We start from the raw sequence: 25,694 nt of genomic DNA on the forward strand, positions 1-25,694 counted from the left end.
GCTGGAGGCACCCGCCGCTCTTTTCCGAGGACCTCCGCTTTGCAACTCCTGTTCACGCTGCTGGGCTGCCTGGTGCTGATCGTGACTCTGGTGCCCTATCTGCGGATTCGGCACTGGAGCGTGAGAAGCTTCGACTTCCCCCTGCTGCAGCTCGCCTGTATCGCCACCGCGCTGGCGCTGCTCCAGCTCGCCTGCCAGCCGCACGCCTGGTGGCACTGGTGCGGACTCGGGGCCAGTCTGATCGCCGCCTGCGTCCAGTGGGCACGCATCTATCCCTGGACCCCACTGGCACGCTGTGCCGTGGTCAAGGCGCGCGAGCGAGAGGCCAACCGCGAGCTCACGCTCATGGTCTCCAACGTGCTCACCCCCAACCGCCAGGCCCACAAGCTGATCACCCAGGTCGAGCAACACCGACCCGATCTGCTGTTGACGCTGGAGTCCGATCGCTGGTGGGGAGACCGCCTCGACGAGGCGCTGGGCGAGCAGTACCCCGAAGCCGTACGTATCCCACTCGACAACCTCTACGGAATGCATCTCTACTCGCGTCTCGCCCTCGAAGAGGTCGAGGTGAAGTGGCTGATCCAGGATGACATTCCCTCGATCCACGCCTGGGTACGCCTGGACAGCGGTCAGCGCGTGCGTCTGCACGCACTCCATCCGCGCCCGCCCGCGCCCTCGGAGAGCGACGAGTCGCTGTGGCGAGATGCCGAGCTATTGCTGGTGGGCGAGGCGATCGCCGGTGACAAGCATGCGACGCTGGTGGCCGGCGACCTCAACGATGTCGCCTGGTCGCGCACCACCAAGCTGTTCTGCAAGGTCAGCGGCATGCTCGATCTACGCCGCGGCCGCGGTCAGTACAGCACCTTCCATGCCAAGTACCCGTTCCTGCGCTGGCCGCTGGATCACGTCTTCGTCTCCGAGCAGTTCACGCTGGTGGCGATGCGCCGCCTGAAGGAGATCGGCTCGGATCACTTCCCGATGCTGGTGACCCTGCGCCACGACCCCAGCCGCGCCGACGAGAACGAGCCGGAAGCCGCCGATGCCGAGGAGCGCCGCGACGCCGACGACACCATCGAAGAGGCCAAGGAGCGCCACGGCGAGGCGCCAGTATGAGCTGACGCCCCTTGACCGACACCTAAATCCCTGCCGATCCAGACACCAACGCCANNTGGCGTTGGTGTCTGCGTGTATGCCCGACGCCTATTCGGGAATCCCGCCCTCGGTCAGCTTGGCCGGGTCGAGCAGGCGTTCCAGCTCCTCGCGGGAGAGATCGGTCTCCTCCTCGGCCACATCGATGATCGGACGACTGGCCTGGTACGCCTTCTTGGCCACGGCAGCGGCGGCATCGTAGCCGATCACCGAGTTGAGCGCGGTGACCAGGATCGGATTCTTGGAGAGCGGCGTCTCGATATTGTCCCGGCGCACGTTGAAGGTGGCGATGGCGCGGTCCGCCAGCAGTCGGCTGACGTTGGCCAGCAGCCGGATCGAACCGAGCAGGTTGTGGGCGATCAGCGGCAGCATCACGTTGAGCTGGAAGTTGCCGCTCTGGCCCGCCACGGTGATCGCGGTATCGTTGCCGATCACCTGGGCCGCCACCTGGATCGCGGATTCGGGGATCACCGGATTGACCTTGCCCGGCATGATCGAGCTGCCCGGCTGCAGCGCTTCCAGCTCGATCTCGCCCAGCCCCGCCAGCGGCCCCGAGTTCATCCAGCGCAGGTCGTTGGCGATCTTCATCACCGCGCAGGCATAGGTGCGCAGATGCCCGGAGAGCTCCACCGCCGCGTCCTGGGAGGCGAGGCTGGCGAAGAAGCTGTCGTTGGGGCGGAACTCGAGATGGGTATCGCGGGCCAGACGCTCCGCCACCCGCAGGGCGAACTCGGGATGGGCATTGACCCCGGTCCCCACCGCGGTGCCGCCCAGCGCCAGGCGCATCACTCTCTTGAGACCATCCTCCAAGCGCTCGATCGCCTGGCCGATCTGGCTCGACCAGCCGCCCAGCTCCTGACTCATCCGCACCGGCATGGCGTCCATCAGGTGGGTGCGCCCGGTCTTGACCACGTCGTCGAGGGTCTGCGCCTTGTCGTCGATGCTCGAGCGCAGATAGTGCAGCGCCGGCAGCAGTCGCTCACGCACCTGGACCGCCGCGGCCAGATGGATCGCGGTGGGGATCACGTCGTTGCTCGACTGCCCCATGTTGACGTGATCGTTGGGCCCCACCGCGAGCGAGTCGCTGCTGGCCAGATGCGAGATCACCTCGTTGACGTTCATGTTGGTCGAGGTGCCGGAGCCGGTCTGGAACACATCCACCGGGAACTGATCGACATGCTCACCGGCGATGATCTCGTCGGCGGCGGCGATGATCGCCCGTGAGCGCGCCTCGTCGAGCAGCCCCAGCTCCTGGTTGACCTCGGCGGCGGCTCGCTTGATCCGCGCCACCGCGGCAATGAACTCACCCGGCAACGGCTGGCCGCTGACCGGGAAGTTGTTCACGGCGCGCTGGGTCTGGGCGCCGTAGCGCGCACTGGCGGGCACCTCGAGTTCGCCCATGCTGTCACGTTCGATACGCGGTTGAGTCATGACTTCCTCCTGACGATGGCGGATGAACGCCGGTGAAATGTGGCGCCGCCGCCTGGCGACGGCGCCAAAGGGACTCACTCAAGACTAGCAGGCCCTGCGCCGGTTGCTTCTGCCATCGCCCCCGCACGGCCGCCATAGCCCCAGGGCGGATGCCAGAGATCCGCGAGCGACCGCGCGCGCCCCATGAAACGACACCGCCCGCGCCGAGAGGGCGCGGGCGGTGGGGGTTCCAGCAGAGGGCGTGGCTGTGAGTCAATCGAAGTCGATGATCTGGCGGATCGCTTCGCCGCTGGCGAGACGATCGAAGCCGAGATTGATCTCGTCGAGGCGCAGCCGATGGGTGAGCAGCCGCTCCACCGGCAGCCGGCCGGCGCGGTAGAGTGCGATATACTCCGGCACGTCCAGCGACGGCACGTGCCCACCCAGATAGGAGCCCTTGAGGGTACGCTCCTCGGCGACCATCCGCGTGGGGCTGATGGCGAAGCGCACGTCCGGATGCGGTAGCCCCGAGGTCACGGTGGTGCCACCACGGGCGGTACACTCATAGGCGAACTCCAGCGCCTTGGAGACACCGGCGAACTCAGCGGCGATATCCACCCCGCCGCCGCTGATCTCGCGCACCTGGTCGATGGCGTCGGCATCGCCGCTATTGACCACATGGGTAGCCCCCATCGCCTTGGCGGTCTCCAGCTTGTCGGGGGCGATGTCGGCGGCGATCACATGGCGGGCGCCGCCCCCGGCAGCCCCCATCACCGCCGCCAGCCCGACCCCACCGAGCCCGACCACCAGCACCGACTGCCCCAGACGCAGGCCCGCGGTGTGGACCACCGCACCGACTCCGGTGAGCACCGCGCAGCCGAACAGCGCTGCGATATGGAACGGCAGATCGGCGTCGATCCGTGTCAGCGAACGCCGCGAGGCCACGGCATACTCGGCGAAGCCGGAGACGCCGATATGGTGATAGATCTTCTGCCCGCCCTTGTGCAGACGCATGCCGCCCCCCAGCAGATGCCCCGCGCCATTGGCCACCTGCCCCGGCGCGCACAGCGCCGCGCGTCCCGAGAGACACGAGGCGCAGCCCCCGCAGCTGGGCGCGAACGAGAACACCACGTGATCGCCGGGGGCGAGATCCTCGACGCCGTCGCCGACCTCGACCACCTCGCCGGCGGCCTCGTGCCCCAGCACCATCGGCAGCGGCCGCGGCCGATCGCCGTTGATGGTGGAGAGATCCGAGTGGCACAGCCCGGCAGCGCGCATGCGCACCAGTACCTCGCCGCGCCCGGGCGGATCGAGCTCGACCTCCTCGATCGACAGCGGCTGCGACTCCCGGTACGGGCGTGGCTTCTGCATCTCGTGGATCACGGCTGCATGCATTTTCATCGCGACTTCCCTATTCAGTGGATCGACCCGGCACGCCTCGGCACGCCGGGTACGATTGGCCTTCGTGTCTCAAGCGCTTCTCAGGCCCAGTGCTCAACGTTTCATGCATGGCCCAGTGCTCAACGTTTCATGCATAGTACTCGGGCGCGTGACGGAAGGTCGGCCACGCCTCCGGGTCGTGCCCGGTGACCACCAGCGCCCCGGTCTTCTCGGCCAGCGCGTGCAGCTTGCGCACAGAGCGCACCGTATCCACGGTCGAGGCAAGAAAGCCCGGCAGCGCCTTCTCATCCCAGTGATCGGTGGTGTAGGCCGCATCCACCGCCAGCAGCACCGGACCGGTTTCGGGGAGCTGGAGCAGAAAGCTGGCATGGCCGGGGGCATGCCCGGGGGTGAAGATGAAGCGGATGCTGCCGTCGCCGAAGACGTCATAGCCGTCGTCACCATCCTCCAGCAGATGCCACTTCAATCCGGGGCGATCGAAATCGGCACGGATATAGCCGCCGGCGGAAAACCAGTCCGGGGCCATCGCATACTCGTATTCGCACCGCCGCACGATATGCGTGGCGTTGGGAAAGCGCCCGGTGGCCCCGGTGTGATCCAGATGCAGGTGGCTGTGCAGGACATAGCGGACCTCCTCGGGCTCGATGCCGAAGGCCTTCAGTGCCTGAACGCACCCCTCCTTCTCCCGCATCACCGGCCAGTAGACCGCGGTGATATCGCCCCAGTGCTTCTCCGGATCGCTGGCGCACTCGACGGCACAGCCACCATCGATGACCACATGTCCCTGCGGATGCGTGATCAGATACCAGGGCACGGGGATCTCGTACTCATCCAGCCCCGCATTCATCTTGATATTGCACACCCGGCACTTGAGCGTGCCGGTCTGGAACATGTAAAGACGTGGGGTAGTCATGACGCACTCCTGGTTTGAACACACGGAGATGACATTGCCGCTGACTGCGGCACGCGTAGCGCGCAAGGTGCAACGACCGCGAGCGCCGTCGCTCCTCGCAGCCGGGCGACTGAACGTGTCAGAGTAGGACACGGCCAAACGGCATGAACAGCGGACTTTGGTCCCAGACATGCACTCTCTCAGAGGGTGTTTACAAATTCGGCGAGCGAAGGCAAGACAAGGCAAAATCGGTCGAAAAAGCGGAGTTTACATGGGGTAAATGAGCATTTTGAGGCCGATTTTAACGCCGTATTGCCGAGCGCAGGCATTTTGTAAACACTCTCCCAGCACACTCACGGAGACGTCTCAACCATGTGGCACCGTCAGCCATTCACGCTCTCCGCGCGCCCGCGCGGCTTTCATCTGGTCACCGACGAGATCCTGGCGGCCCTGCCACGGCTGGCCGAGATCCGTACCGGCCTGCTCCATCTCCAACTGATGCACACCTCGGCCTCGCTGACCCTGAACGAGAACGCCGATCCCGACGTGCGCCATGACATGGCACTGTTCGCCGCCAGGATCGCCCCCGAGCGCCTCGACGGCCTGCGTCATACCCTCGAAGGCCCCGATGACATGCCCGCCCACGTGTTGGCCAGCCTGTTCGGCACTCAGCTGACCCTGGCCGTGGACAACGGCCGCCTGCTCACCGGTACCTGGCAAGGCATCTGGCTCGGCGAGCACCGCCAGCACGGCGGCGCACGCCGGATCACCGCCACCCTGACGGGCGAGTGACCTCGACAGCCCCGACCGCGAATCCACCCGGAAAAGCGCTCACCGCTACACTCTGGAGCTATGCATGCCCAACATTCATATTCGCCCCGCCACCCCTGACGACGTGACGCAGATTCTCGCCTTCGTCCGCGAGCTCGCCATCTACGAGAAGAGTGAGCACGAAGTCGTGGCGACCGAAGAGAGCATCGCACGCTCGATCTTCGCCCCACAGGCCACGGCTCACGCCCTGATCTGCGAGCGCGACGGCCAGGCCATCGGATTCGCGGTGTACTTCTACAACTACTCCACCTGGCTGGCGAAGAACGGGCTCTTCCTGGAAGACCTGTATGTCACCCCGGAATCGCGCGGCACCGGAGCCGGCAAGTCGTTGCTCAAACATCTGGCGCAGATCGCGGTGGAGCGCGACTGCGGCCGCTTCGAGTGGAACGTTCTGGACTGGAACGAACCGGCCATCCAGTTCTATGAATCGATCGGCGCCAAACCGCAGAGTGAGTGGATCGGTTATCGCCTGACCGGCCAGGCGCTACAGGATCTCGCGGCATCCTGATCGCCCGCGGCCGGCGGAGCCGAAAGGTGGCACCCTCAAGGGCAACGGGCTTCCGACGCTGGCGTTCTCCCCCTGGCACTCTCCCTACCCACGGCGTTCAGTGCGAGTGCCGCGGCACCTCGGCGCCGCGGCAGCCGCGCAGGAAGTCGAAATCACAGCCCTCGTCGGCCTGCAGCACGTGCTCGATATAGAGCTGGCGATAGCCGCCGCTGCTGGCGATCTGGCTTGATGCCGCAGTGGGGTCGGCCACGGCCAGGCGTCGTGCGATCTCGGCGTCGTCGACCTCCAGCTCGAGCTTGCCGCTGTCGCAGTCCAGGCTGATCCAGTCGCCGTTCTCGACCGCCGCCAGCGGGCCGCCGGCAGCCGCTTCCGGGGCCACGTGCAGCACCACGGTGCCGTAGGCGGTGCCGCTCATGCGGGCATCCGAGATGCGCACCATGTCGGTGATACCCTGCTCGAGGATCTTCGGGGGCAGACCCATGTTGCCGACTTCGGCCATGCCGTGATAACCCCGCGGCCCACAGTGCTTCATCACCAGGATGTCGTCCGGCGAGACCTCCAGATCGGGATCGTTGATGCGCGCCTTGTAGTCATCGAAGTTCTCGAACACCACCGCCCGCCCGCGATGGGTCATCAGCGCCGCGGTCGCCGCCGAAGGCTTGAGCACCGCACCGTTGGGCGCCAGGTTGCCACGCAGGATGCAGATCCCCCCATCGTCGCGCAGCGGATTGTCGAGCGGTCGGATCACGTCGTCGTTGTAGAGCGGCGCCTCGCACACGTTCTGCCACAAGGTACGGCCATTGACCGTCAGCGCGTCCGGGTGCGGCAGGCGGTCGGCGTCGCCCAGGCGCTTGAGCACCGCCGGCAGGCCACCGGCGTAGTAGAACTCCTCCATCAGGTAGCGCCCGGAGGGCTGCAGATCGACGATCGTCGGCATGCCGCGCCCCATCCGGGTCCAGTCGTCGAGGGTCAGATCGACCCCGATACGCCCGGCGATCGCCTTGAGATGGATCACCGCATTGGTCGAGCCGCCAATGGCGGCATTGGTGCAGATGGCGTTCTCGAACGCCTCGCGGGTGAGGATCTTCGACAGCTTGAGATCCTCGCGGACCATTTCGACGATGCGATTACCGGAGAGGTGGGCGAGCACGTAGCGGCGCGAATCCACCGCCGGAATGGCGGCATTGTGGGGCAGCGACACCCCCAGCGACTCGGCCATGCAGGCCATCGTCGAGGCCGTGCCCATGGTGTTGCAGGTGCCGGCCGAGCGCGACATCCCCGCCTCCGCCGCCATGAAGTCGTGCATCGAGAGCTTGCCCGCCTTGACCTGTTCGGAGAGCTGCCACACCACCGTACCGGAGCCGATGTCCTTGCCCTGATGCTTGCCGTTGAGCATCGGCCCGCCGGTGACCACGAGCGCCGGAATGTCGCAACTCGCCGCCCCCATCAGCAGTGCCGGGGTGGTCTTGTCGCAGCCCACCAGCAGCACCACGCCGTCGATGGGATTGCCGCGGATCGCCTCCTCGACGTCCATGCTCGCCAGATTGCGGGTGAACATCGCCGTGGGGCGCAGGTTGGACTCGCCGTTGGAGAACACCGGGAACTCCACCGGATAGCCCCCCGCCTCGAGCACCCCCTGCTTGACGTGCTCGGCGAGCTTGCGAAAGTGCGCGTTGCAGGGCGTCAGCTCCGACCAGGTGTTGCAGATGCCGATGATCGGCTTGCCCTGGAACTCGTGATCGGGAATGCCCTGATTCTTCATCCAGCTACGGTACATGAAGCCGTTCTTGTCGGCCCGGCCGAACCACTCCGCAGAGCGCAGTCGCGGGGTCTTGTCAGATGTGTCGCCAGCATCGCTCATCTCGTCTCTCCTTGGTCCGCCGTGGCCGACAACGCGGCCCCGTAGCGTCTGGTTCGGGTCAGGGTCATGCCGGTACCAAGCCCCAGAGGGGACACCCCCGGAGCGGCGTGTACAGGCTCTGGCATGAACGCCTCCTTATGGGTCCTGGCGGTGAGCCGGTCATCCTGGCGTGTCAGCCTGCACATTACGGGCGAAACTCAATAACCAACTAATAGCAAATCAACCATGCATTGATACGCTTTTGAATATCATTTGTGTGACCCGGTCCACCCGCCTGGCGCGCCCCGGCGTCACCTGCGGACACCCTCAGACCAAAGTCGAACCACCAGAGACCAACGTCGTAGGCCGAGTCGTCGTCTCTCAGCCAGCCCGCCGCGACTGCTTCCAGCGGTCGAACATCACCGCCAGCAGCAGGATCGCGCCGCGCACCAGGTATTGATAGAAGGTCGGCACGTTGAGCAGCCCCATGGCGTTCTGCACGCAGCCCATGATCAGCACCCCTACCAGCACGCCGGTGATCGAAGCGACCCCGCCGGAGAGCGACACTCCGCCCAGCACGCAGGCCGAGATCACCGCTAGCTCCAGCCCCTGGGAGGTATTGGGATCCCCCAGCCCCATGCGCGAGGTGAGCAGGACGCCGGCGATCCCCGCCACCAGCCCCTGCAGCGCGAAGACGGTGATCTTGAGCCGGCGCACGTTGACCCCGGCCAGCGCCGCAGCCTCAGCGTTGCCGCCGGTGGCCAGGGTATTGCGGCCGAAGGCGGTCAGATTGAGCACCACGCCGAATACCACGAAGCAGGCGATCATGGTCCATACCGGCAAGGTCAGGCCGAGGAAAGCGGCACTGCCGAGATCGAAGAAGCCGGGTACGGTGATCATCACCGCATCGCCGCCGGAGGTGATGTAGGCCAGGCCGCGCACGAACTCCATCGCCGCCAGGGTGGCGATCAGCGAGTTGATACCGAAGCGCGCCACCACGAAGCCGTTGAAGGCGCCCACCGCGGTCCCGGCGGCGATCCCGACCAGCACGCCGACAGTCACGCTGCCGGTATTGGAGGTGACCATCGCCGCCACCACGCCGGCAAAGGCGACGATCGAGGCAACCGACAGGTCTACCTCACCCAGGGCCAGCACCATCATCATGGTGGTGGCGATGGTGCCGATCAGGGTCACCGAGAGCAGCAGGCCGACGATGTTGCGTCCGGTCAGGAAATCCGGCACCAGCACCGAGAGACCGATGAACAGCAGCACGAACACTGCGATCAGCCCCGAGGTATCGAGCAGGGTGCGCAGCGGCTTGGGCATCCCGCGCCGGCCCACCGCGGCCGGCGCTGCCTGGGAGACGAGTTTGTCACTGGACATGCGGGGTCATCCTCTGGAACGGAAAGGGTCGATGAAGATCGCCGGCGTCGAACTCGATCGGACAGCGGCTCACGCCGGCAGCGCCAGGCCGAGCAGCCGCTCGGGGGTGGCCTCCGCGCGCGGGACGACCTCGATCAGTTCGCCGTCGCGCATCACCCCGATGCGGTCGCAGATCGAACTCACCTCGGCGAGGTCGCTGGAGATCACCAGCACGCTCTTGCCCTGCTCGGCGAGATCGTAGAGCAGCGCATAGATATCACGGCGGGCGCCGACGTCGATGCCGCGGGTCGGCTCGTCCATCACGAACAGCTCGATCTGCTCGGCCAGCCAGCGCGCCAGGATCACCTTCTGCTGGTTGCCACCGGAGAGATTGGCAATCGGCGTGCGCGGACCGGGGGTCTTGATCCGCAGCTGGCGGATATAGTCGCGGGCGTTCTCGGTCTCGCGGGCGACATGGCGGAACACACCCCAGCGGCGGAAGAAGCGCCGGCAGCTGATATTGAGGTTGTCGGCGACGCTGGCGACCGGAAAGATCCCCTGGGACTTGCGGTCCTCCGGGCACATCGCGATGCCGGCACGAATCGCCGCCTGGGCACTGGCGAAACGCCGCGCCTCGCCGGCGAACACCACCTGCCCCGCCGAGGCCCGCTCGGCGCCGCAGACCAGCCGCATCAGCTCACTGCGCCCGGCGCCGACCAGCCCGAACAGCCCCAGCACCTCGCCGCGGTGGATCTCCAGCGATACCGGAGCACGCACGCCGCGGCCCTCGAGTCCTTCCAGGCGCATCAGCACCTCGCCCTGGCGGCGCGGGCGATAGCCGTAGACGTCCTCGATCTCGCGTCCCACCATCTCGCTGACCAGGGTGTCGTGATCGAGCCCGTCGAGGGTCGGATGGGTGCGAATATGGCGACCGTCACGGAATACCGTGACCGCATCGCACATCTCGAACACCTCCTCCATGCGATGAGTGACATAGAGCACCACCCGGCCCTCGTCGCGCAGCCGCGCCACGATCCGCTTGAGATGGCGCGTCTCCTGTACCGACAGCGAGCTGGTGGGTTCGTCGAAGGCGATGATGCGCGCATCGCGCAACAGCGCGCGGCCGATCTCGATCATCTGCTGCTGGCCGATGGAGAGCTCGCGCACCTTGGTCGCGGGGTGAATGGCGCCCTCGCCCAGCTCCTCGAGAATGGCCAGCGCGCGCTTGCGCAGGGCTCGCCGGTCGACCATGCCGTAGCGCACCGGCAGCTGGCCCAGCAGCAGGTTCTCGGCCACCGACAGGTTGGGTGACAGGGTCAACTCCTGGTAGATGATCGCCACACCGCGGGCGAGCGCCTCGCGGGCGTTGGTGAACACCTGGCGCTCGCCGTCGATCCACAGGGCGCCGTCGGTGACCTTGTTGACGCCACTGAGCACCTTGAGCAGGGTCGACTTGCCCGCGCCGTTCTCGCCCATCAGCGCGTGCACCTGGCCGCGATGCGCCTCGAAGCTGACCGCGTCGAGGGCCTTGACCCCGGGAAAGGTCACCGTGACGCCCTCGACGCGCAGATAGGCTGGGGAATTCGCCATCTCGACTCTCCTGGTCGCGGCCTTGAAGACCGCCGGGGTGAACACTGGGGAAATGCAGAGCGACCGATGAGACTGGCCACGGCGGCGCCTGGCGGCACCGCCGCGTCACGCGCTCAGAGCCCCAGGTCCTCGCGCACCTGCTGCCAGTTGTCGCGGGTCATCAGCGTGCCGGTGGTCTCGGTATTGGCCGGGGGTTTCTTGTCCTGGGTGATCCAGGTATAGAGATTGTCGGCGCTCTGACGCCCATGCATGGTCGAACTCACCGCCACGGTGCCGTAGAAGCCGGTCGGCTTCTGGCGCGAGAACTCGGCGAAGGCCGCTCCCGAACCGTTGATCCCCACGCCGATCACCTGATCCGGAGAGAGGCCGTACTGCTCGCTGGCCCGCACGCCGCCGAGCACGCTCTCCTCGTTGAGGGCATAGATCACCCAGTGCTCGAAACGCCCGTTCTTGGAGAACACCGGCGAGGCGGCGGCGAAGGCGCTGCTGGTGTCGGTATTCTGCTGCGGCGCATCGAAGATGTTCTGCTCGACGAAGCCGGCATCGAGCAGCGCATCGGTGGCGCCGTCGGTGCGCGCCTTGGCGGTGGGCAGCTCGTTGTTGCTGATCCGCAGCGCCGCGACCTGCTGCGGGTCCCAGCCGCGCCGCTGCATCTCGGCGGCGATCGCCTCGCCTACCTGACGCCCGATCTTGTAGCCCGACATGCCCAGATGGGGCACGTCCGCCATCGGCTTGCCATCGGCGCCCAGGAACTGGTCGTCCACGGTCACCACCTTCATGCCGTACTGCTTGGCGCGGTTGGCGATCGCCGGTCCCAGGCGCACGTCCGGCGGACAGATCACGAAGCCCTGCGCCCCCTGGGAATTGAGATTGTCGATCGCACTCAGCACCTGCTGACCATCCTCGCCGGACAGCCGCACCACCTTGAAGCCCTTCTCCTGGCCGAGCTTGGTCGCCGCATCCTGCTCATTGATGAACCACGCCTGCTCCGGCTTCTTGACGATAAAGCCGATCTTGACCTCGTCCTGCGCCAGCGCCGGCGTGAGACACAGGCTCAGGCTGACGCCCAGCGCCAGCAACGACGGTATGACCTTGCGATTCATGCGACTCTCCCCCTGCCCTCGTGGGCGCGTGGTTATCGTTATTGGCGCGCCGGGAGCCGGCGCCATACGCGCTCGACGATAAGCGCTGCCGCAATAACCAACTAATAACGAGGAGCCCAATTTGCGATACGCAAATGGATATCCAACGAGAGAGACCTGAGGTACAGCGCGGGGCCGCCACCGGTAGCGGCTCGATGGCGCCAGACTAAAGTCTTCCGAGACTTTCGTTAACAGCGTCAACTAACCCCGGAAAGCCCCGCCTCGGATGAGTCGCCGTTCCAGGCCGGACGAACCGGTGACACGGGACGCGAGGTGTCAGTCGGAAGCGGCGAGGCAGGAGAAGCGATAGCGGGTGCGCGAGCGATAGACCTCTCCCGGCTGCAGGATGGTGCCGGGGAAAGCGGGTTGATGGGGCGAATCGGGGAAGTGCTGGGTCTCCAGTGCCAGCCCGGCATGCCGCCGGTAGGGCTGGCCAGCCTTCCCTCTCAGCGTGCCATCGAGGGCGTTGCCAGCGTAGAACTGGATGCCCGGCTCGCTGGTGGCAACCTCGAGCACCCGGCCACTCTCGGCCTCGATCACCTGCGCAGCGACTCTGAGACCCTGGTTATCGGCCTCATCGCCATCGAGTACGAAATTGTGGTCATAGCCGCCGGCCCGAACCAACTGCGGGTGGTGATGCGCAAGCCGTGCACCGATCGCCGTCGGCGTGGTGAAATCGAAGGGTGTCCCGGCCACCGGCGCGATCTCGCCGCGGGGAATCAGCTGCTCATCGACCGGGGTAAAGGCGCTTGCCGCCAGCATCAGGCGGTGGTCGAGCACATCACCGCTGCCCTCGCCGCGCAGGTTGAAGTAGCTGTGCTGGGTCAGATTGACCGGGGTCGCTCGCGTGGTTTCGGCGTGATAGGCGATCTCGAGGCTGTCGTCATCGCCCAGCAGATAGCGGACCCGCACACTCAGCCGCCCCGGATAGCCCGCCTCGCCATCGTCGCTGACACGGCTCAGTATCAGGCCACTGCCGCGGGCTTCGACGAAGGTGTCAGCCTGCCACAGACAGCGGTCGAATCCCGGGTCGCCGCCATGCAGCGAGTTGGCGCCGTCATTGCTGGCCAGCCGGTAGCGCTGGCCCTCCAGACTGAACTCGGCGCCGCCGATACGATTGGCGTAGCGTCCGATCAGGGCACCAAAGTAGGGGTTGGCCTGACGGTAGGCCGGCGAGAGATAATCGGCCAGCGAATCGAAGCCGAGCACGATGTCGTCGAATCGCCCCTGGCGATCCGGTGTCTTCAGCGAGAGGATGATGCCGCCGTAGTCGGTCACCCGCAGCTCGATGCCGCTGGCATTGGTGATCCGATAGCAGCTGACCGGGCGCCCATCGGGCAGGGTGCCGAAATCACTGCGCTGGATGTTGGCAGGCAAGGACATGGGGACTGGGACTCTTTTGGCAGAGGGAATCCGCGGCGACCGGGGCCGCCAACGGGTTATCGCGCCGATTGAGCCTGTGCCAGACCGCGATCGCTATCGGTAAAACGTCGAATGGAGGCATCACCCAGCGCATGAAATCCCGACCCGAGGCCCCGCTGCCCGCCGACTGGTTCCTGAAAGCACGGCTCAAGTTCCGCCACCTGCAGCTGTTCGTGACGCTCGACGAGTGCCGCAACCTGCATCGCGCGGCGGCACAGCTGGGCATGAGCCAGCCCGCCGCCTCCAAGCTCCTGGGCGATATCGAAGGGCAGCTCGGGGTCAGTCTGTTCGAGCGCCACGCCCGCGGCGTGACGCCCAACTGGTACGGTGAGATCCTGATCCGCCACGCCCGCAGCATGTTCACCTCGCTGGCCCAGGCCGGCGACGAACTCAACGCCTTCAGCGCCGGCAACGCCGGTACGGTATCGGTGGGCACGGTGCTGGCACCGGCGGTCACCCTGCTCGCCAGCGCAGTCGAACGCGTACACCGTGACAGCCCGCACCTGCAGGTCAACATCGATGTCGACGTCAGCCACAATCTGGTGCCGCGACTGCGCGACGGCGAATTCGATTTCGCCATCGCGCGCATCCCCAGCACCCTGCCCGCCGGCGACTTCGTGTTCGAGGAGATCGGCGAGGAGGCGCTCTGCTTCATCTGCCGCCACGACCATCCGCTGACAAGAGTCGAGATACCGACCCTGACCGCCATGCGCGACTACCCCTGGGTGCTGCAGCCGACCGGCTCACTCATGCGCCAGCGGGTGGAACATCTGTTTCTGCACTTCGGCGTCGCGCCCCCCGAGCGCATCATCAACACGCCGGACATCTACATGGCACTGGCGATGGTCGACAAGTCGGAGGCGATCACGGTGACGACCCAGGAGGTCGCCGAGCTGCTCTGTGCCCAGCCGCGCTTCGCCACCCTGCCCTTGCCCGAGGCGCTGAGCGTCCAGCCCTACGGCCTGATCAGCCTGCGCGAGCGCCGTCTCTCCCCCGGCGCGGCAAGGCTGATGCACGTGCTGCACCGGATGATCCGCGACTACCGCAGCAACCCGGGCAAGCGCTGACAAGACCCGCGCTCGCTCAGGGACAGCGACTCAAAGGCGGTCGCTCAAAGGCGGTCACGCAGTCGATAAAAGGTCGTCGCCAGCGCCAGCAGCGGCACTCGCCAACGCTCGCCACCGGGGAAGTGGCGATGGCGGATGGCGGCGAAGTCGTCGAAACGTTCGAACTGCCCGCCGATCGCCTCGGCCAGGATCTGCCCGGCGAGGCCGGCCAGGGCCATGCCATGCCCGGAGTAGCCCTGGGCGTAGTAGAGATTGTGGCCGATCCGGCCCAGGTCGGGGGCACGATTCAGGGTGATGCCGACATCGCCGCCCCAGCGATAGTCGATGCCGACGCCGCGCAGCTCCGGAAACAGCGCCTGCATCTTGTCACGCATGCGCCGATCGAGCCCGCGCGGCTCGCGCCCGGTATAGCTCACCTCGCCGCCGTAGAGCAGGCGCCGGTCGGCGGAGAGGCTGTAGTAGTCGAGCACGAAGTTGGCATCCGAGACCGCGGCATCGGTGGGCAGCAGGCTCGCCGCGCGCGTCTCGCCCAGCGGCTCGGTGGCGATGATGTAGTTGGCCACCCGCATGATGCGTCCGGTCAGCGCCGGTACCAGGTTGCCCAGATAGGCATTGCCGGCGACCACCACCGCGTCGCAGCGCACCTCGCCAGCCGCGGTGGCGACCCGCGGCCTGTCGCCCTGGATCACGTCGAGGGCGCGGCTGCCGGGATGCAGCTCGGCCCCGGCGTCCTGAGCAGCGCGGGCCAGCCCCAGGGTGTAGTTGAGCGGGTGCAGGTGACCGCCACCGGCATCGTAAAGACCGCCCAGATAGCGCGGGGTGCGCACGTGGGCGGCCAGCGCCTCGCGATCGAGCCACTGCTCGCCGTGGTAGTCGAAGGTTCGCGCCATGTAGTCGGCGTGCTCGCGCATCGCACTCAGGTGGCGCGGCTTGACCGCCGCATGCACATAGCCCCAGCGCAGATCGCAGGGAATCGCGTGGGTCTCGATCAGTGTCTGGGTCAGACGCACCGCCTCGCAGCTCATCGCCCACAGCCGCCGCGCCGCATCGCGCCCCACCGCCTTGTCGATCACCGGCATCTCGGTACCGAAGCCAGGCAGAATCTGGCCGCCGCTGCGCCCCGACGCGCCATGACCGATCTCCCCCGCTTCGAGCAGCACCACCCGGTAGCCGCGCTCGGCCAGATGCAGCGCCGCCGAACAGCCGGTGACACCACCACCGATCACGCAGACATCCGCCTTGACCTCCCCCCGGAGCGGCGCGGCGGGGGCGAGATCGACCTGGCGACTCGCCCGGTAGTAGGAAAGCGGCGCCTGGGCCGTGGTCTGGGCTGTCATCGGGACATCGAACTCCACCAGTGGAAAGGGGTGCGGCCAGAGCCGCTACGCGATCCGGACACCGAAACCCATACAGGGGTTCGGGTGCAGGATGCACTTCTACTACACCACTCACGCCGGACACACGACTGAGTCCGGCGCATGAAAGATTAAGCTCGGCTTAAACGAAATGTTAAGATCGGATGAAATCGCGAGGCGTAAGGTAGCGTCGTCAGCCATCGACGATACCACGCTCCGCCCTTGCCACAAGTTAGAGAACGCCCGTGAAACGCTTCCTCTCCGCCGACGCCCGCCCCTACTTCGCCGCCAACGAGCTGACCGACTTCGACGCCCTCTGGTCGCTGTCGCTGACGCCGGTGGACGCCCCCAACCTGGAACGTGGGGGCCACTCGGAGGTGTGCCGCATGACGCTGCAAGCCCCCGGCCTGCCGCCGCGGGACTTCTTTCTCAAGCGCCAGACCAACCATCTCGGCCGCAGTCTGAGCCGCCCCTGGGGTGAGCCCACCTTTGCCCGCGAGGCGCGCAATATCGCCGCCTTTCACCGTCTCGGCATTCCGGCACTGGAGAGCGCCTACTTCGAAGAGCGCCGCCGCGACGGACGCTGGCAGGCGATCCTGGTAACCCCGGCGCTGAGCGGCTACACCGACATGATCGAGCATCACGCCCACTGGGAGACCCTCGAGCCAGCCACCCGGGACGCCATCGTCGACACCTGCGCCGACCTGCTCGGTACCCTGCACCGCCGCCGCTGGCGCCACGGCAGCCTCTACGCCAAGCACGTCTTCCTGCGCCCGTCGGCAGAGGCGGCCAGCGGCTTCGAAGCCCGCTTCATCGACCTGGAAAAGTCACGTCCGCTGCTCAATGCCAGACGCGAGAAGCGCCGCGATCTCGAGGTATTCGCCCGCCGCCTGCCGCAGTGGCGCAGTGCCACCTGGCGTCGCTTCCTCGGCCGCTATCTCGCGCGTCCGGCGGACAGCGCCGAGGTCGAGCGCTGGCTCGGTGCGCTGACGCTGCCCAACCGCTGAATCCCGGCCTGACCGTCAGCGCTGCCCGCAGACCGGGCAGGCCGGGTCCCGCGGCAGCGCGAAGTGGCGCCACTCGCCGTTCAACGCATCGAAGGTGGAGAGCCCGCGGTGCGGGCGGCCGGCGCCACTCAGCCACTTGAGCGCTTCCAGCGCCTGGAAGCTACCGATCACCCCGACCAGCGGTGCGATGACGCCGCTCTCGGCGCAGCTCAGCGCCTCGTCATCGCCCTGCTCGCCGTAGAGGCAGGCGTAGCAGGGGCTGTCGTCGGCCTGGTCGAACACTGCCAGCTGGCCCGAGAAGCGGATCGCGGCGCCACTGATCAGCGGCGTACGGCTCGCCACGCAGGCGCGGTTGATGGCGAAGCGGCTGCTGAAGCGGTCGGTGCAGTCGAGCACCAGGTCGGCCTCGGCGACCGCCGCGGCGAGCGTTTCGCCGCTCAACCGCGACGTCATCGGGACCGCCTCGCAGTCTGGATTGAGCGCGCGCGCCGCGGCGCACGCCGAATGCGCCTTGGACTCGCCCAGACTGGCCTGGGTATGCGCGATCTGACGCTGCAGGTTGGAGAGTTCGACGTGGTCGTCATCGGCGATGCTCAACCGCCCGACCCCGGCGCTGGCCAGGTAGAGCGCCGCCGGCGACCCCAGCCCGCCGGCCCCCACGATCAGCACATGGGCATCGAGCAGGCGCTGCTGCCCCTCGATGTCGATCTCGTCGAGCATGATATGGCGGCTGTAACGCAGCAGTGCTTCATCGTTCATCGTTCGTCCCTTGGCGCCCGTACCGCGCCAGCGGACGGGCTACTTCTCTTCCAGCCGGTCGAGGTCGGGGATCGGCAATGCCAGCTCCTCCTTGACCTCTTCCATGACCACGTAGCTCTTGGATTCTTTCACGCCGGGCAGGGTCAGCACCACATCGCCCAGCAACTGACGATAGGCCGACATCTCGGGAATACGGCACTTGAGAATGTAGTCGAACTGCCCGGAAACGAGATGACACTCCTGGATCTGCGGCAGCTTGGCCACCGCGCGGCGAAACTCGTCGAACACCGCGGGTGACTGCGTGTTCAGGCTGATCTCGACGAACACCAGCAGCTTGGCGCGCAGCGCGCCGGGGTCGAGCACCGCCTTGTAGCCGCGAATGATGCCCGCCTTCTCCAGACGTTTGACCCGCTCCAGGCAGGGCGTGGTGGAGAGCCCCACCTGGGCCGCCAGATCGACGTAGGAGATGCGCGCATTCTCCTGCAGGCAGCGCAGAATGTTGAGATCGATCCGATCCAGCGATCGTGATTTGGCTTTCATTTGCTGTCGTTGTTCCAAGCCGGTGGCAGTATGAGTGACGATTCCCCACCCGCCGCACACGGCGACAGCCAGCATGCCCAGCCATCCGAGATGGCAACGCCAGCCAACGGCGCTTACGGGTAAGGGGGCACTATTACTAACACGATGTCACATGCCAGCTCCAGGCGCGCGCAGGACTTGAGGAAACGCTGTATCAGCAGCGGTCGGAGATAGGTATAGGGAATGGAGAGTGGGGGAATGGCGAGTGGGGAATAGAGGCCGGGTGGATGGAGGTCGGGTGGATGGAGGTCGGGTGGATGGAGGTCGGGTGGATGGAGGCTGGCGCGTCCTCCCCGGCTTGCCGTCGGGTTTCAGCTCCAGCGGCCACCGCTGACCCGCTCGTGGCCACCCAGGTCGGTGAGCGACGTGATCTCGCCGTAGCCCGCGGCGCTGAGCAGCGCACGCACCGCGCCTGCCTGGGTATAGCCGTGCTCCAGCCAGAGCCAGCCACCGGGCTCAAGATGATCCGGGGCGCTCGCCACCAGTGCGCGCAGATCGGCCAGGCCGGCGTCGGCGGCAACCAGCGCCCGGCGCGGCTCGAAGCGCACATCATCCCGACCGAGATGGGGATCATCGGCATCGATATAGGGCGGATTGGAGACGATGATCGCGAAGCGCTCCCCGGCCAGCGCGTCAAACCAGTCGCTGGTGACGAAGCGCGCATTGTTCAGCCCCAGGCTCGCCGCATTGGCGCTGGCCAGCGCCACCGCCTGGGGCTCGACATCGGCCCCCAGAACCCGCCAATCGGGGCGCTCGCTGGCGAAGGCGAGCGCGATCGCGCCGGTACCGGTGCCGAGATCGAGCAGCGCGCCCTGCGCTGCCGTGGCCACCTCCAGCGCTGCCTCGACCAGTCGCTCGGTATCCGGACGCGGGATCAGCGTGGCCGGCGAGGTATCCAGCTCGAGGCCCCAGAATTCGCGCCGCCCGGTCAGATAGGCGACCGGCCAGCCCGCCGCGCGGCGTTCGACCAGCGCCTCGAAGCGCATCTTGCTCGCCGCCGGCAGCTCGCGATCTCCCCAGGTGTAGAGCCAGGTGCGATCCACCCCGTGGGCGTGCATCAGCAACACCTCGGCATCCAGGCGAGCGCTGGGCGAGGCGCTCAGGCGCTGGGCTGCCTGACGCAGCGCCTCGTCGGCGGTCACGCCTCGCCCTGCAGTGCCGCCAGCTGGTCGGCCTGATACTCGTTGACCAGCGGCTGCACCACCTCGTCGAGATCGCCCCCCATCACCTCGCCCAGCTTGTAGAGCGTCAGATTGATACGGTGGTCGGTGAGCCGCCCCTGGGGAAAGTTGTAGGTACGGATACGCTCGCTGCGATCCCCCGAGCCCACCAGCGAGCGCCGGGTATCGGCCTGCTGCTGGCGCTGGGAGTCGACCGCTGCCTGCTTGAGCCGGGCGGCCAGCAGCGACATCGCCTTGGCCCGGTTCTTGTGCTGACTGCGCTCTTCCTGGCACTCCACCACCAGCCCGGTGGGCAGGTGGGTGATGCGGATCGCCGAGTCGGTGGTGTTGACGTGCTGACCGCCGGCACCGCTGGAGCGAAAGGTATCCACGCGCAGATCGTTGGTGTTGATATCGACCTCACCGACCGCGTCGGCCTCCGGCATCACCGCCACGGTGCAGGCAGAGGTGTGGATGCGCCCCTGGGACTCGGTCGCCGGGACCCGCTGCACGCGGTGCGCGCCGGACTCGAACTTGAGCACAGCGTAGACGCTGTCGCCCTTGACCCGGGCGATCAGCTCCTTGTAACCGCCCTGCTCGCCGTGGCTGGCGCTGACCACCTCGATACGCCAGCCGCGGCGCTCGGCATAGCGCGAGTACATCCGGAACAGATCGCCGGCGAAGAGTGCGGCCTCGTCACCGCCGGTACCGGCACGGATCTCGAGGAAGACGTCGCTGCCATCGTCCGGATCCTTGGGCACCAGCAGGCGCTTGAGCGCCTCCTCCTGGGCGGAGAGGCTGGCACGGCCGGCGTGCCACTCCTCCTCGGCCAGCTCGCGCATCTCGGGGTCGCTGTCCTTGAGCATCTGCTCCGCCGCCTCGATATCGCCCTCGGTGCGGCAGTAGTCGCGCCAGGCCTCGACCAGCGGCTCGAGTTCGGCGTACTCGCGGGAGTAGTCGCGAAAGCGCGGCTGATCGGCGATCACGTCGGGCTCGGAGAGCAGCGCGGAGAGTTCTTCGAAACGTTCACGGAAGGCGTCCAGTCGTTCGCGCAAAGACGCTTTCATGCCCATCCCTGTATTTTCATACCGAGTCCTGTGTCGTGGCGGGGGCGCCGACGAGCAAGCTGTCGGCGGCCTGGATGATGTCGTGGCGGGACTGCCCGGAGGCTTCGCGCAGGCGCAGCGTGGGGCCGTGCATCAGCTTGTTGGCGAGCTGATGCGAGAGGCGCTTGATCACCGCTTCCGGGTCTTCACCGCGGGCCAGTTGGGCCAGCGCCTCGCGCTCGGCAGCCTCGCGCAGCGACTCGCCGTGCTGACGGTAGCGCCGGATCAGATCGCCGGCACCGCGCACCCGGCGCTCGTGCAGCCACTGCTCCACGCCGTGGTCGATCAGCGCCTCTGCCTGACGCGCCGCCACCTCCCGATGGCGCCGGTTCTCGGCGATCACCTGCTGCAGGTCGTCGACGCTGTAGAGGAAGACATCGGCGAGATCGCCCACTTCCGGCTCGATGTCGCGCGGCACCGCGATGTCGACCATGAACATGGGCCGGTGGCGCCGCACCTTGAGCGCGCGCTCGACCATGCCCTTGCCCAGAATCGGCAGCTCGCTGGCGGTGGAGGCGATGACGATGTCCGCCTGTTCCAGCGCATGGGGGATGTCGCTGAGCTCGATCGCCCGGGCACCGCAGGTCTCGGCCAGCGCCTGCGCCCGCGGCAGGGTGCGGTTGGCCACGGTCAGTCCCATGATGCCCGCCTCGCGCAGATGCCGCGCGACCAGCTCGATGGTCTCGCCGGCGCCGATCAGCAGCGCCCGGGCCCGGCCGAAGTCATCGAAGATGCGACTCGCCAGGCTGACCGCGGCGTAGGCCACCGACACCGGGTTCTCGCCGATCGAGGTCTCGGTCCGCACCTGTTTGGCAATCGAAAAGGTCTGCTGGAACAGCCGCTCCAGCTCGCTGCCGAGCCCGGCGTGCTGCCGTGCGATCTGATAGGCATCCTTGAGCTGGCCGAGAATCTGAGGCTCGCCCAGCACCATCGAATCGAGACCCGCAGCGACCCGCATCAGATGACGGGCGGCCTCGCGCTCATGGTAGTGGTAGGCGCAGCTCAACAGATCCTTCGCCGGCATGCCATGGAAGTCGCCGAGCCACTCCACCAGTTGACGCTCGCCGTCGTCCACGGTGATGCAGTAGAGCTCGGTGCGGTTGCAGGTCGACAACACCGCCGCTTCGCGCACGTCAGGCAGCGCCCGCAGCTGAGTCAGCGCGGATTCGAGCTGCGCCGGCGAAAAGGCAACGCGCTCGCGCACGTCGACAGCGGCGGTCTTGTGATTGATACCCAGAGCTAGCAGCGTCATGAAATCACGGTCAAAAATCTTGCAAGGGTCGAGGCGCCATCGCCACCTGTCGTCTCAGGCAAGCGGGCGGGTGAGCGGATCCGGCGATGTCAGGTCGCGGCCCGCGCGCTTACCGCACTGCGGCATATCCTGCCCACGGCCATCGACGGCCGCGCCATTTTAGCACAGCCTAAAGACACTTAGCAGGCAACCCGTCCGTGCGCCCCTGCGTCATTGCTGCACGCCCTCGCAACAGGGCGATGCGCCGAGATTGACCCGCGACCGCCAGCCGTTATGCTGAGTCGATCGACTGATCCCGAGGACGGCATGCCCAAACGTCTGTTATACGCCGCCGGCTGCGCGGCCCTGCTGGCCGGCTGTCAAAGCATGTCGGCCGACCCCGCCGCCCCCGCTGACGACCCCATGGCCTCGGCACCGCCGATCACCCGCGGTTTCGACGCCGCAGGTCTTTCGCAGGTGCTGCTGTCGGAGATGGCCGGGCAGCGCGGCGACTTCCATCGCGCGGCCACCGGTTATCTGGCCGCAGCCGAACGCTATCGCAGCGCGGCGCTGGCAGAGCGCGCCACGCTCGCCGCACGCTACACCGACGATACCGCCCTGCTCGCCACTACCGCCTCACTCTGGCAGCAGTACGCCCCTGACGACAGTGCCCCGGAAGAGCTCCTCTCGGGCATCGCCATCGATCGCGGAGACTGGACGGGGGCGCTGCGCCACCGCCTCGAGCTGGCCCGCGACGGTCAGCCGGCGCGCCTGCTCGAACTGATCGAGCTGGCGATCGAGGCGCGCACCCCGTTGGCACCGCTGCGCGACCAGTTGCAGACGTTTCTTGCCACGCACCCGACACAGCTCGACGCCCAGCTGGCCACCGCACGGCTGGAAGCCGCCAGCGGCGACGCCGATGTGGCCCAGCAACGTCTGGCCCGGCTGACCCGAACGCACGCCGCCGAACCGCTGCTGTGGCTGACCCGCGCCCAGATCGCCCTCGAAGCCGGCGACAATGCCCAGGCCGCGGATCTGGCCCGGCGCGGTCAGGCCCTGGCCCCGGACGACGCCCGCTTCGTGCTGGCCCTGGCCCAGGCCGAGATCGCCGCCGGCGATCTCGATGCCGCCGAGACTCAGGTGAACCGGCTGCTGGCCGAGCACGACGACGCCCCCAGCCTGCGTCTGGGGCTGGCTCAGCTCTATCTCGAGGCGGGCGCCCTCGACCCGGCGAAACGGCTACTGCTGCCGCTGCTCGACCGCGACGCCACGCCGCCGGCCGCCTATCTGCTGCTCGGCACCATCGCCGAATCCCAGGACGAGCCCGACAACGCCCTGCTCTACTATCGCCAGGTGCCGCCAGGGCCAGGCTTCGCCGAGTCCCGGGCGCTGGCGACACAGATGCTGGTCGCGGCCGGGCGCCTCGACGACGCCGAGGACTTCGTGCGCATCGAGAGCCTGCGCCATTCGCGTCAGCGTGCACTGCTGACCCAGATAGGCCTGCAGGCGCTGGACGCTGCCGGCGACGGCGAGCGCGCCGACGCCCTGCTCGCCGACAGTCTGAAACGCGATCCCGACAACAGTGACCTGCTCTACACTCGGGCGATGCGCGACTTCGCCCAGGGCGATGTGGATGCCATGATCGCTACCCTGCGCGGCATCATTGCCCGCGAGCCGGACAACGCCGCTGCGCTCAATGCCCTCGGCTATACGCTCGCCACCTCGAGCGATCGCTACGACGAGGCCTTCGGCCTGATCCAGCGTGCGCACCAGCTGGAACCGCAGAACCCGGCGATCCTCGACAGCCTCGGCTGGGTCCACTTCAAGCGCGGCGACACCGACAAGGCGCTGGGCTACCTGCGCCGCGCCTACGCCGGCCAGCCCGATCAGGAAGTCGCCGCCCACCTGGCCGAGGTGCTCGCCGCCAAGGGGCGCGACGACGAGGCAAGAGCGCTCGTCGCCCGCGCCATCGCCGCCAGCGACAGCCATCCGGCTATCGACGCGCTGCTCAGCCGCTACCCCCGTTTGACCCCTTCACCCGCTTCGGATTCGACAGGACGTCCCGATGACACCAGCGTTCCCGGCCACTGACCGGCCCAGAGCTTCACGTGCGACCCCGTTCACTCTCTCGGCGTTCGCGCCACGCCACTGGCGGCTGCTGGGCGCTGCCGCCCTGAGCCTGTGGCTGGCGGGCTGTGCCGGCCAGACCACCGCGCCCAGCGCGCCGCGCCAGGCCGACGACTGGCAGCGCCAGCAGGCCCGGCTCGAAGCGCTCGACACCTGGACCCTGGCAGGCAAGGTGGGCCTGCGCACGCCACGTGACAACACCGGCGCCAACCTCGACTGGACCCAGACGCCGCAGCACTATCGCATGCTCATCAGCGGCCCCTTCGGCACCGGACGCAGTGTGCTCGAGGGCCGCGCCGGGGCGGTCAAGCTGACCACCGGCGATGGCACCTTTCGCGCCAGCTCGCCGGAAGCGCTGATGCAGCAGCAGCTCGGCTGGTCGCTGCCGATCTCGGCGCTCGACTACTGGGTACGTGGCCTGCCGGCACCGGGTGCAGCCCACGACGAGACCCGCGATGACCTCGGCTTCCCGGCGCAGCTGCGTCAGGCCGGCTGGACCATCGCCTACCGCGACTGGACCTACGCCGGTGGGCTATGGCTGCCACGACGCCTGGTCATGACCTATGACGATATTCGCGCCCTGCTGGTAGTCAACGAATGGCAACCCGGGCAGGCGGACACCGCGCCATGACGCCCTGGGTCCTGCCGGCTCCGGCCAAGCTCAATCTGCTGCTGCGCATCACCGGACGGCGCGCCGACGGCTACCACGAGCTGCAGACGCTGTTCCAACTGCTCGACTACGGCGACACCCTCAGCTTCACCCCGCGCGACGACGGCGTCATCACCCTGGGCCCGGCGCTGACCGGGGTCGAGCTGGAGGAGAATCTGATCGTGCGCGCGGCGCGCCTGCTGCAGCGCGAGACCGGCTGCCGTGCCGGCGCCGACATCGTGCTCGACAAGCGCCTGCCGCTGGGCGGTGGGCTGGGTGGCGGCAGCTCCGATGCGGCCACCACCCTGGTTGCGCTGGATCGTCTGTGGCACCTGGATCTGGGGCACGAGCGCCTCGCCGCACTGGGGCTCAGCCTGGGCGCCGACGTGCCGGTGTTCGTGCGCGGCGACAGCGCCTGGGCCGAGGGCGTGGGAGAACGCCTGGTGCCGGTGGCACTGGCCGAGCGCTGGTTCGTGGTGATCCATCCGGGGGTGGCGGTCTCCACCGCGGCGGTCTTTGGCCATCCCGGTTTGACACGTGACAGCGCCACCATTAGTATGCGCCTCGCACTCGACGGGGCCACCCCCGAGACGGTGTGGCGCAACGACTGCGAAAGCGTCGTCCGCGCGCTCTATCCCGAGGTCGATCGCGCCCTCGCCTGGCTTTCCGGCCATGCTGATGCGCTCCTCACCGGGACCGGCGCCTGCGTCTTCTGCTCCTTCGCGGATGAAGCCTCGGCCGATGCGGTCATCGCCGATGCACCCGAAGGGTGGCAGATCTTCAAGGCCCGCGGCGTGGCTCGCTCACCGCTGCATCACGCCCTGGAGATCGCGACGGCCTGACGATGAAAGTCACGCGCCACGGTGCAGGGTTCTCATGCCCCAAGCGCCCATGAGCGTGGTTTTTTGTCCACGGCTAGCCAACGGTCGGCGCTTTTACGCATAATATGCGCTGCCGACGATTGCTGGGGTATCGCCAAGTGGTAAGGCACCGGTTTCTGGTACCGGCATTCCCAGGTTCGAATCCTGGTACCCCAGCCACTTCCTTGACTTTTTGCAAGCCTGCATACGGAACCCGGGACGCGATGGCCACTCTGCCCACACGACT

22 protein-coding genes and 1 tRNA gene are annotated in these 25,694 nt (G+C 67.3%); 9 read left to right on the top strand and 14 right to left on the bottom strand.

The genetic code is table 11. The features are described 5' to 3' along the window. Positions 1–39: 39 nt before the first annotated feature. Positions 40–1,113 carry an endonuclease/exonuclease/phosphatase family protein gene (locus DOM66_RS04215; RefSeq protein ID WP_110677424.1) on the top strand — a complete coding sequence of 358 codons (1,074 nt, stop codon included), beginning with the start codon at positions 40–42 and terminating at the stop codon, positions 1,111–1,113. An 87-nt stretch (positions 1,114–1,200) separates the two neighbouring features. Here the strand turns inward: DOM66_RS04215 and DOM66_RS04220 are convergent, their stop codons facing one another. From DOM66_RS04220 to attM, 3 genes are all read right to left on the bottom strand, one after another. Next, positions 1,201–2,580: a class II fumarate hydratase gene (locus DOM66_RS04220; protein WP_110689329.1), complete on the bottom strand. Its 1,380-nt coding sequence runs from the start codon at positions 2,578–2,580 to the stop codon at positions 1,201–1,203. Between the two features lie 252 nt (positions 2,581–2,832). Next, complete coding sequence (locus tag DOM66_RS04225) at positions 2,833–3,960, bottom strand: zinc-dependent alcohol dehydrogenase family protein (RefSeq protein ID WP_110689330.1); 1,128 nt, start codon at positions 3,958–3,960, stop codon at positions 2,833–2,835. A 127-nt stretch (positions 3,961–4,087) separates the two neighbouring features. Further along, positions 4,088–4,873, bottom strand: a complete 786-nt coding sequence (attM, locus tag DOM66_RS04230; RefSeq protein WP_110689331.1) for an AttM family quorum-quenching N-acyl homoserine lactonase — start codon at positions 4,871–4,873, stop codon at positions 4,088–4,090. A 351-nt stretch (positions 4,874–5,224) separates the two neighbouring features. Here attM and DOM66_RS04235 point away from each other — a divergent pair, with 351 nt between their 5' ends. Continuing rightward, positions 5,225–5,644 carry a secondary thiamine-phosphate synthase enzyme YjbQ gene (locus tag DOM66_RS04235; RefSeq protein ID WP_110677417.1) on the top strand — a complete coding sequence of 140 codons (420 nt, stop codon included), beginning with the start codon at positions 5,225–5,227 and terminating at the stop codon, positions 5,642–5,644. A gap of 64 nt (positions 5,645–5,708) precedes the next feature. After that, entirely contained in the window at positions 5,709–6,191 is a 483-nt protein-coding gene (locus tag DOM66_RS04240; RefSeq protein WP_110677415.1) for a GNAT family N-acetyltransferase, read from the top strand. Between the two features lie 97 nt (positions 6,192–6,288). Here DOM66_RS04240 and DOM66_RS04245 read toward each other — a convergent pair whose 3' ends face one another. The 5 genes from DOM66_RS04245 to DOM66_RS04270 all read right to left on the bottom strand — a co-directional run bounded on the left by DOM66_RS04245 (position 6,289) and on the right by DOM66_RS04270 (position 13,508). Then, the gene (locus tag DOM66_RS04245) at positions 6,289–8,052 is read right to left on the bottom strand and encodes an IlvD/Edd family dehydratase (protein WP_110689332.1); all 1,764 of its coding nucleotides are present in this window, start codon (positions 8,050–8,052) and stop codon (positions 6,289–6,291) included. A 360-nt stretch (positions 8,053–8,412) separates the two neighbouring features. Further along, on the bottom strand, positions 8,413–9,414 hold the full coding sequence (araH, locus tag DOM66_RS04255) for an L-arabinose ABC transporter permease AraH (protein WP_110689334.1): 1,002 nt from the start codon (positions 9,412–9,414) through the stop codon (positions 8,413–8,415). Positions 9,415–9,483: 69 nt separating this feature from the next. After that, positions 9,484–10,983, bottom strand: a complete 1,500-nt coding sequence (gene araG, locus DOM66_RS04260; protein ID WP_110677410.1) for an L-arabinose ABC transporter ATP-binding protein AraG — start codon at positions 10,981–10,983, stop codon at positions 9,484–9,486. A gap of 113 nt (positions 10,984–11,096) precedes the next feature. Then, the gene (locus tag DOM66_RS04265; protein WP_110677408.1) at positions 11,097–12,086 is read right to left on the bottom strand and encodes an arabinose ABC transporter substrate-binding protein; all 990 of its coding nucleotides are present in this window, start codon (positions 12,084–12,086) and stop codon (positions 11,097–11,099) included. A 315-nt stretch (positions 12,087–12,401) separates the two neighbouring features. Beyond that, positions 12,402–13,508 carry an aldose epimerase family protein gene (locus DOM66_RS04270; protein ID WP_110689335.1) on the bottom strand — a complete coding sequence of 369 codons (1,107 nt, stop codon included), beginning with the start codon at positions 13,506–13,508 and terminating at the stop codon, positions 12,402–12,404. Positions 13,509–13,639: 131 nt separating this feature from the next. On the opposite strand from DOM66_RS04270, the gene DOM66_RS04275 reads away from it, so the two are divergent. Beyond that, positions 13,640–14,614 carry a LysR family transcriptional regulator gene (locus tag DOM66_RS04275; protein WP_110689336.1) on the top strand — a complete coding sequence of 325 codons (975 nt, stop codon included), beginning with the start codon at positions 13,640–13,642 and terminating at the stop codon, positions 14,612–14,614. 44 nt (positions 14,615–14,658) lie between these two features. Here DOM66_RS04275 and DOM66_RS04280 read toward each other — a convergent pair whose 3' ends face one another. Beyond that, positions 14,659–15,951: an NAD(P)/FAD-dependent oxidoreductase gene (locus tag DOM66_RS04280; protein WP_110689337.1), complete on the bottom strand. Its 1,293-nt coding sequence runs from the start codon at positions 15,949–15,951 to the stop codon at positions 14,659–14,661. A gap of 263 nt (positions 15,952–16,214) precedes the next feature. On the opposite strand from DOM66_RS04280, the gene DOM66_RS04285 reads away from it, so the two are divergent. Then, positions 16,215–16,976 carry a lipopolysaccharide kinase InaA family protein gene (locus DOM66_RS04285; RefSeq protein ID WP_110689338.1) on the top strand — a complete coding sequence of 254 codons (762 nt, stop codon included), beginning with the start codon at positions 16,215–16,217 and terminating at the stop codon, positions 16,974–16,976. Between the two features lie 15 nt (positions 16,977–16,991). On the opposite strand, the gene DOM66_RS04290 is transcribed toward DOM66_RS04285, so the two are convergent. The 5 genes from DOM66_RS04290 to hemA all read right to left on the bottom strand — a co-directional run bounded on the left by DOM66_RS04290 (position 16,992) and on the right by hemA (position 21,832). After that, positions 16,992–17,735: a HesA/MoeB/ThiF family protein gene (locus DOM66_RS04290; protein WP_110689339.1), complete on the bottom strand. Its 744-nt coding sequence runs from the start codon at positions 17,733–17,735 to the stop codon at positions 16,992–16,994. A gap of 39 nt (positions 17,736–17,774) precedes the next feature. Then, positions 17,775–18,275: an Lrp/AsnC ligand binding domain-containing protein gene (locus tag DOM66_RS04295; protein WP_110677396.1), complete on the bottom strand. Its 501-nt coding sequence runs from the start codon at positions 18,273–18,275 to the stop codon at positions 17,775–17,777. A gap of 350 nt (positions 18,276–18,625) precedes the next feature. After that, entirely contained in the window at positions 18,626–19,456 is an 831-nt protein-coding gene (gene prmC / locus DOM66_RS04300) for a peptide chain release factor N(5)-glutamine methyltransferase (protein ID WP_110689340.1), read from the bottom strand. Then, on the bottom strand, positions 19,453–20,541 hold the full coding sequence (prfA, locus tag DOM66_RS04305; protein WP_110677989.1) for a peptide chain release factor 1: 1,089 nt from the start codon (positions 20,539–20,541) through the stop codon (positions 19,453–19,455). Before prfA ends, prmC begins: the two co-directional genes overlap by 4 nt. Positions 20,542–20,557: 16 nt before the next feature. Continuing rightward, entirely contained in the window at positions 20,558–21,832 is a 1,275-nt protein-coding gene (gene hemA / locus DOM66_RS04310) for a glutamyl-tRNA reductase (RefSeq protein ID WP_110689341.1), read from the bottom strand. Between the two features lie 306 nt (positions 21,833–22,138). Here hemA and DOM66_RS04315 point away from each other — a divergent pair, with 306 nt between their 5' ends. The 4 genes from DOM66_RS04315 (at position 22,139) to DOM66_RS04330 (ending at position 25,627) form a co-directional block, all read left to right on the top strand. Beyond that, the gene (locus DOM66_RS04315) at positions 22,139–23,902 is read left to right on the top strand and encodes a tetratricopeptide repeat protein (protein WP_110689342.1); all 1,764 of its coding nucleotides are present in this window, start codon (positions 22,139–22,141) and stop codon (positions 23,900–23,902) included. Beyond that, on the top strand, positions 23,877–24,569 hold the full coding sequence (gene lolB, locus DOM66_RS04320) for a lipoprotein insertase outer membrane protein LolB (protein ID WP_110689343.1): 693 nt from the start codon (positions 23,877–23,879) through the stop codon (positions 24,567–24,569). Before DOM66_RS04315 ends, lolB begins: the two co-directional genes overlap by 26 nt. Further along, positions 24,566–25,429, top strand: a complete 864-nt coding sequence (gene ispE / locus DOM66_RS04325; RefSeq protein ID WP_110677382.1) for a 4-(cytidine 5'-diphospho)-2-C-methyl-D-erythritol kinase — start codon at positions 24,566–24,568, stop codon at positions 25,427–25,429. The genes lolB and ispE overlap by 4 nt, the downstream gene beginning before the upstream one ends. Positions 25,430–25,552: 123 nt before the next feature. After that, positions 25,553–25,627: transfer RNA gene (locus tag DOM66_RS04330), tRNA-Gln, on the top strand. Positions 25,628–25,694: the final 67 nt, after the last annotated feature.

The organism is Salinicola endophyticus (genome assembly GCF_003206575.1).
GTDB lineage: Bacteria > Pseudomonadota > Gammaproteobacteria > Pseudomonadales > Halomonadaceae > Salinicola > Salinicola endophyticus.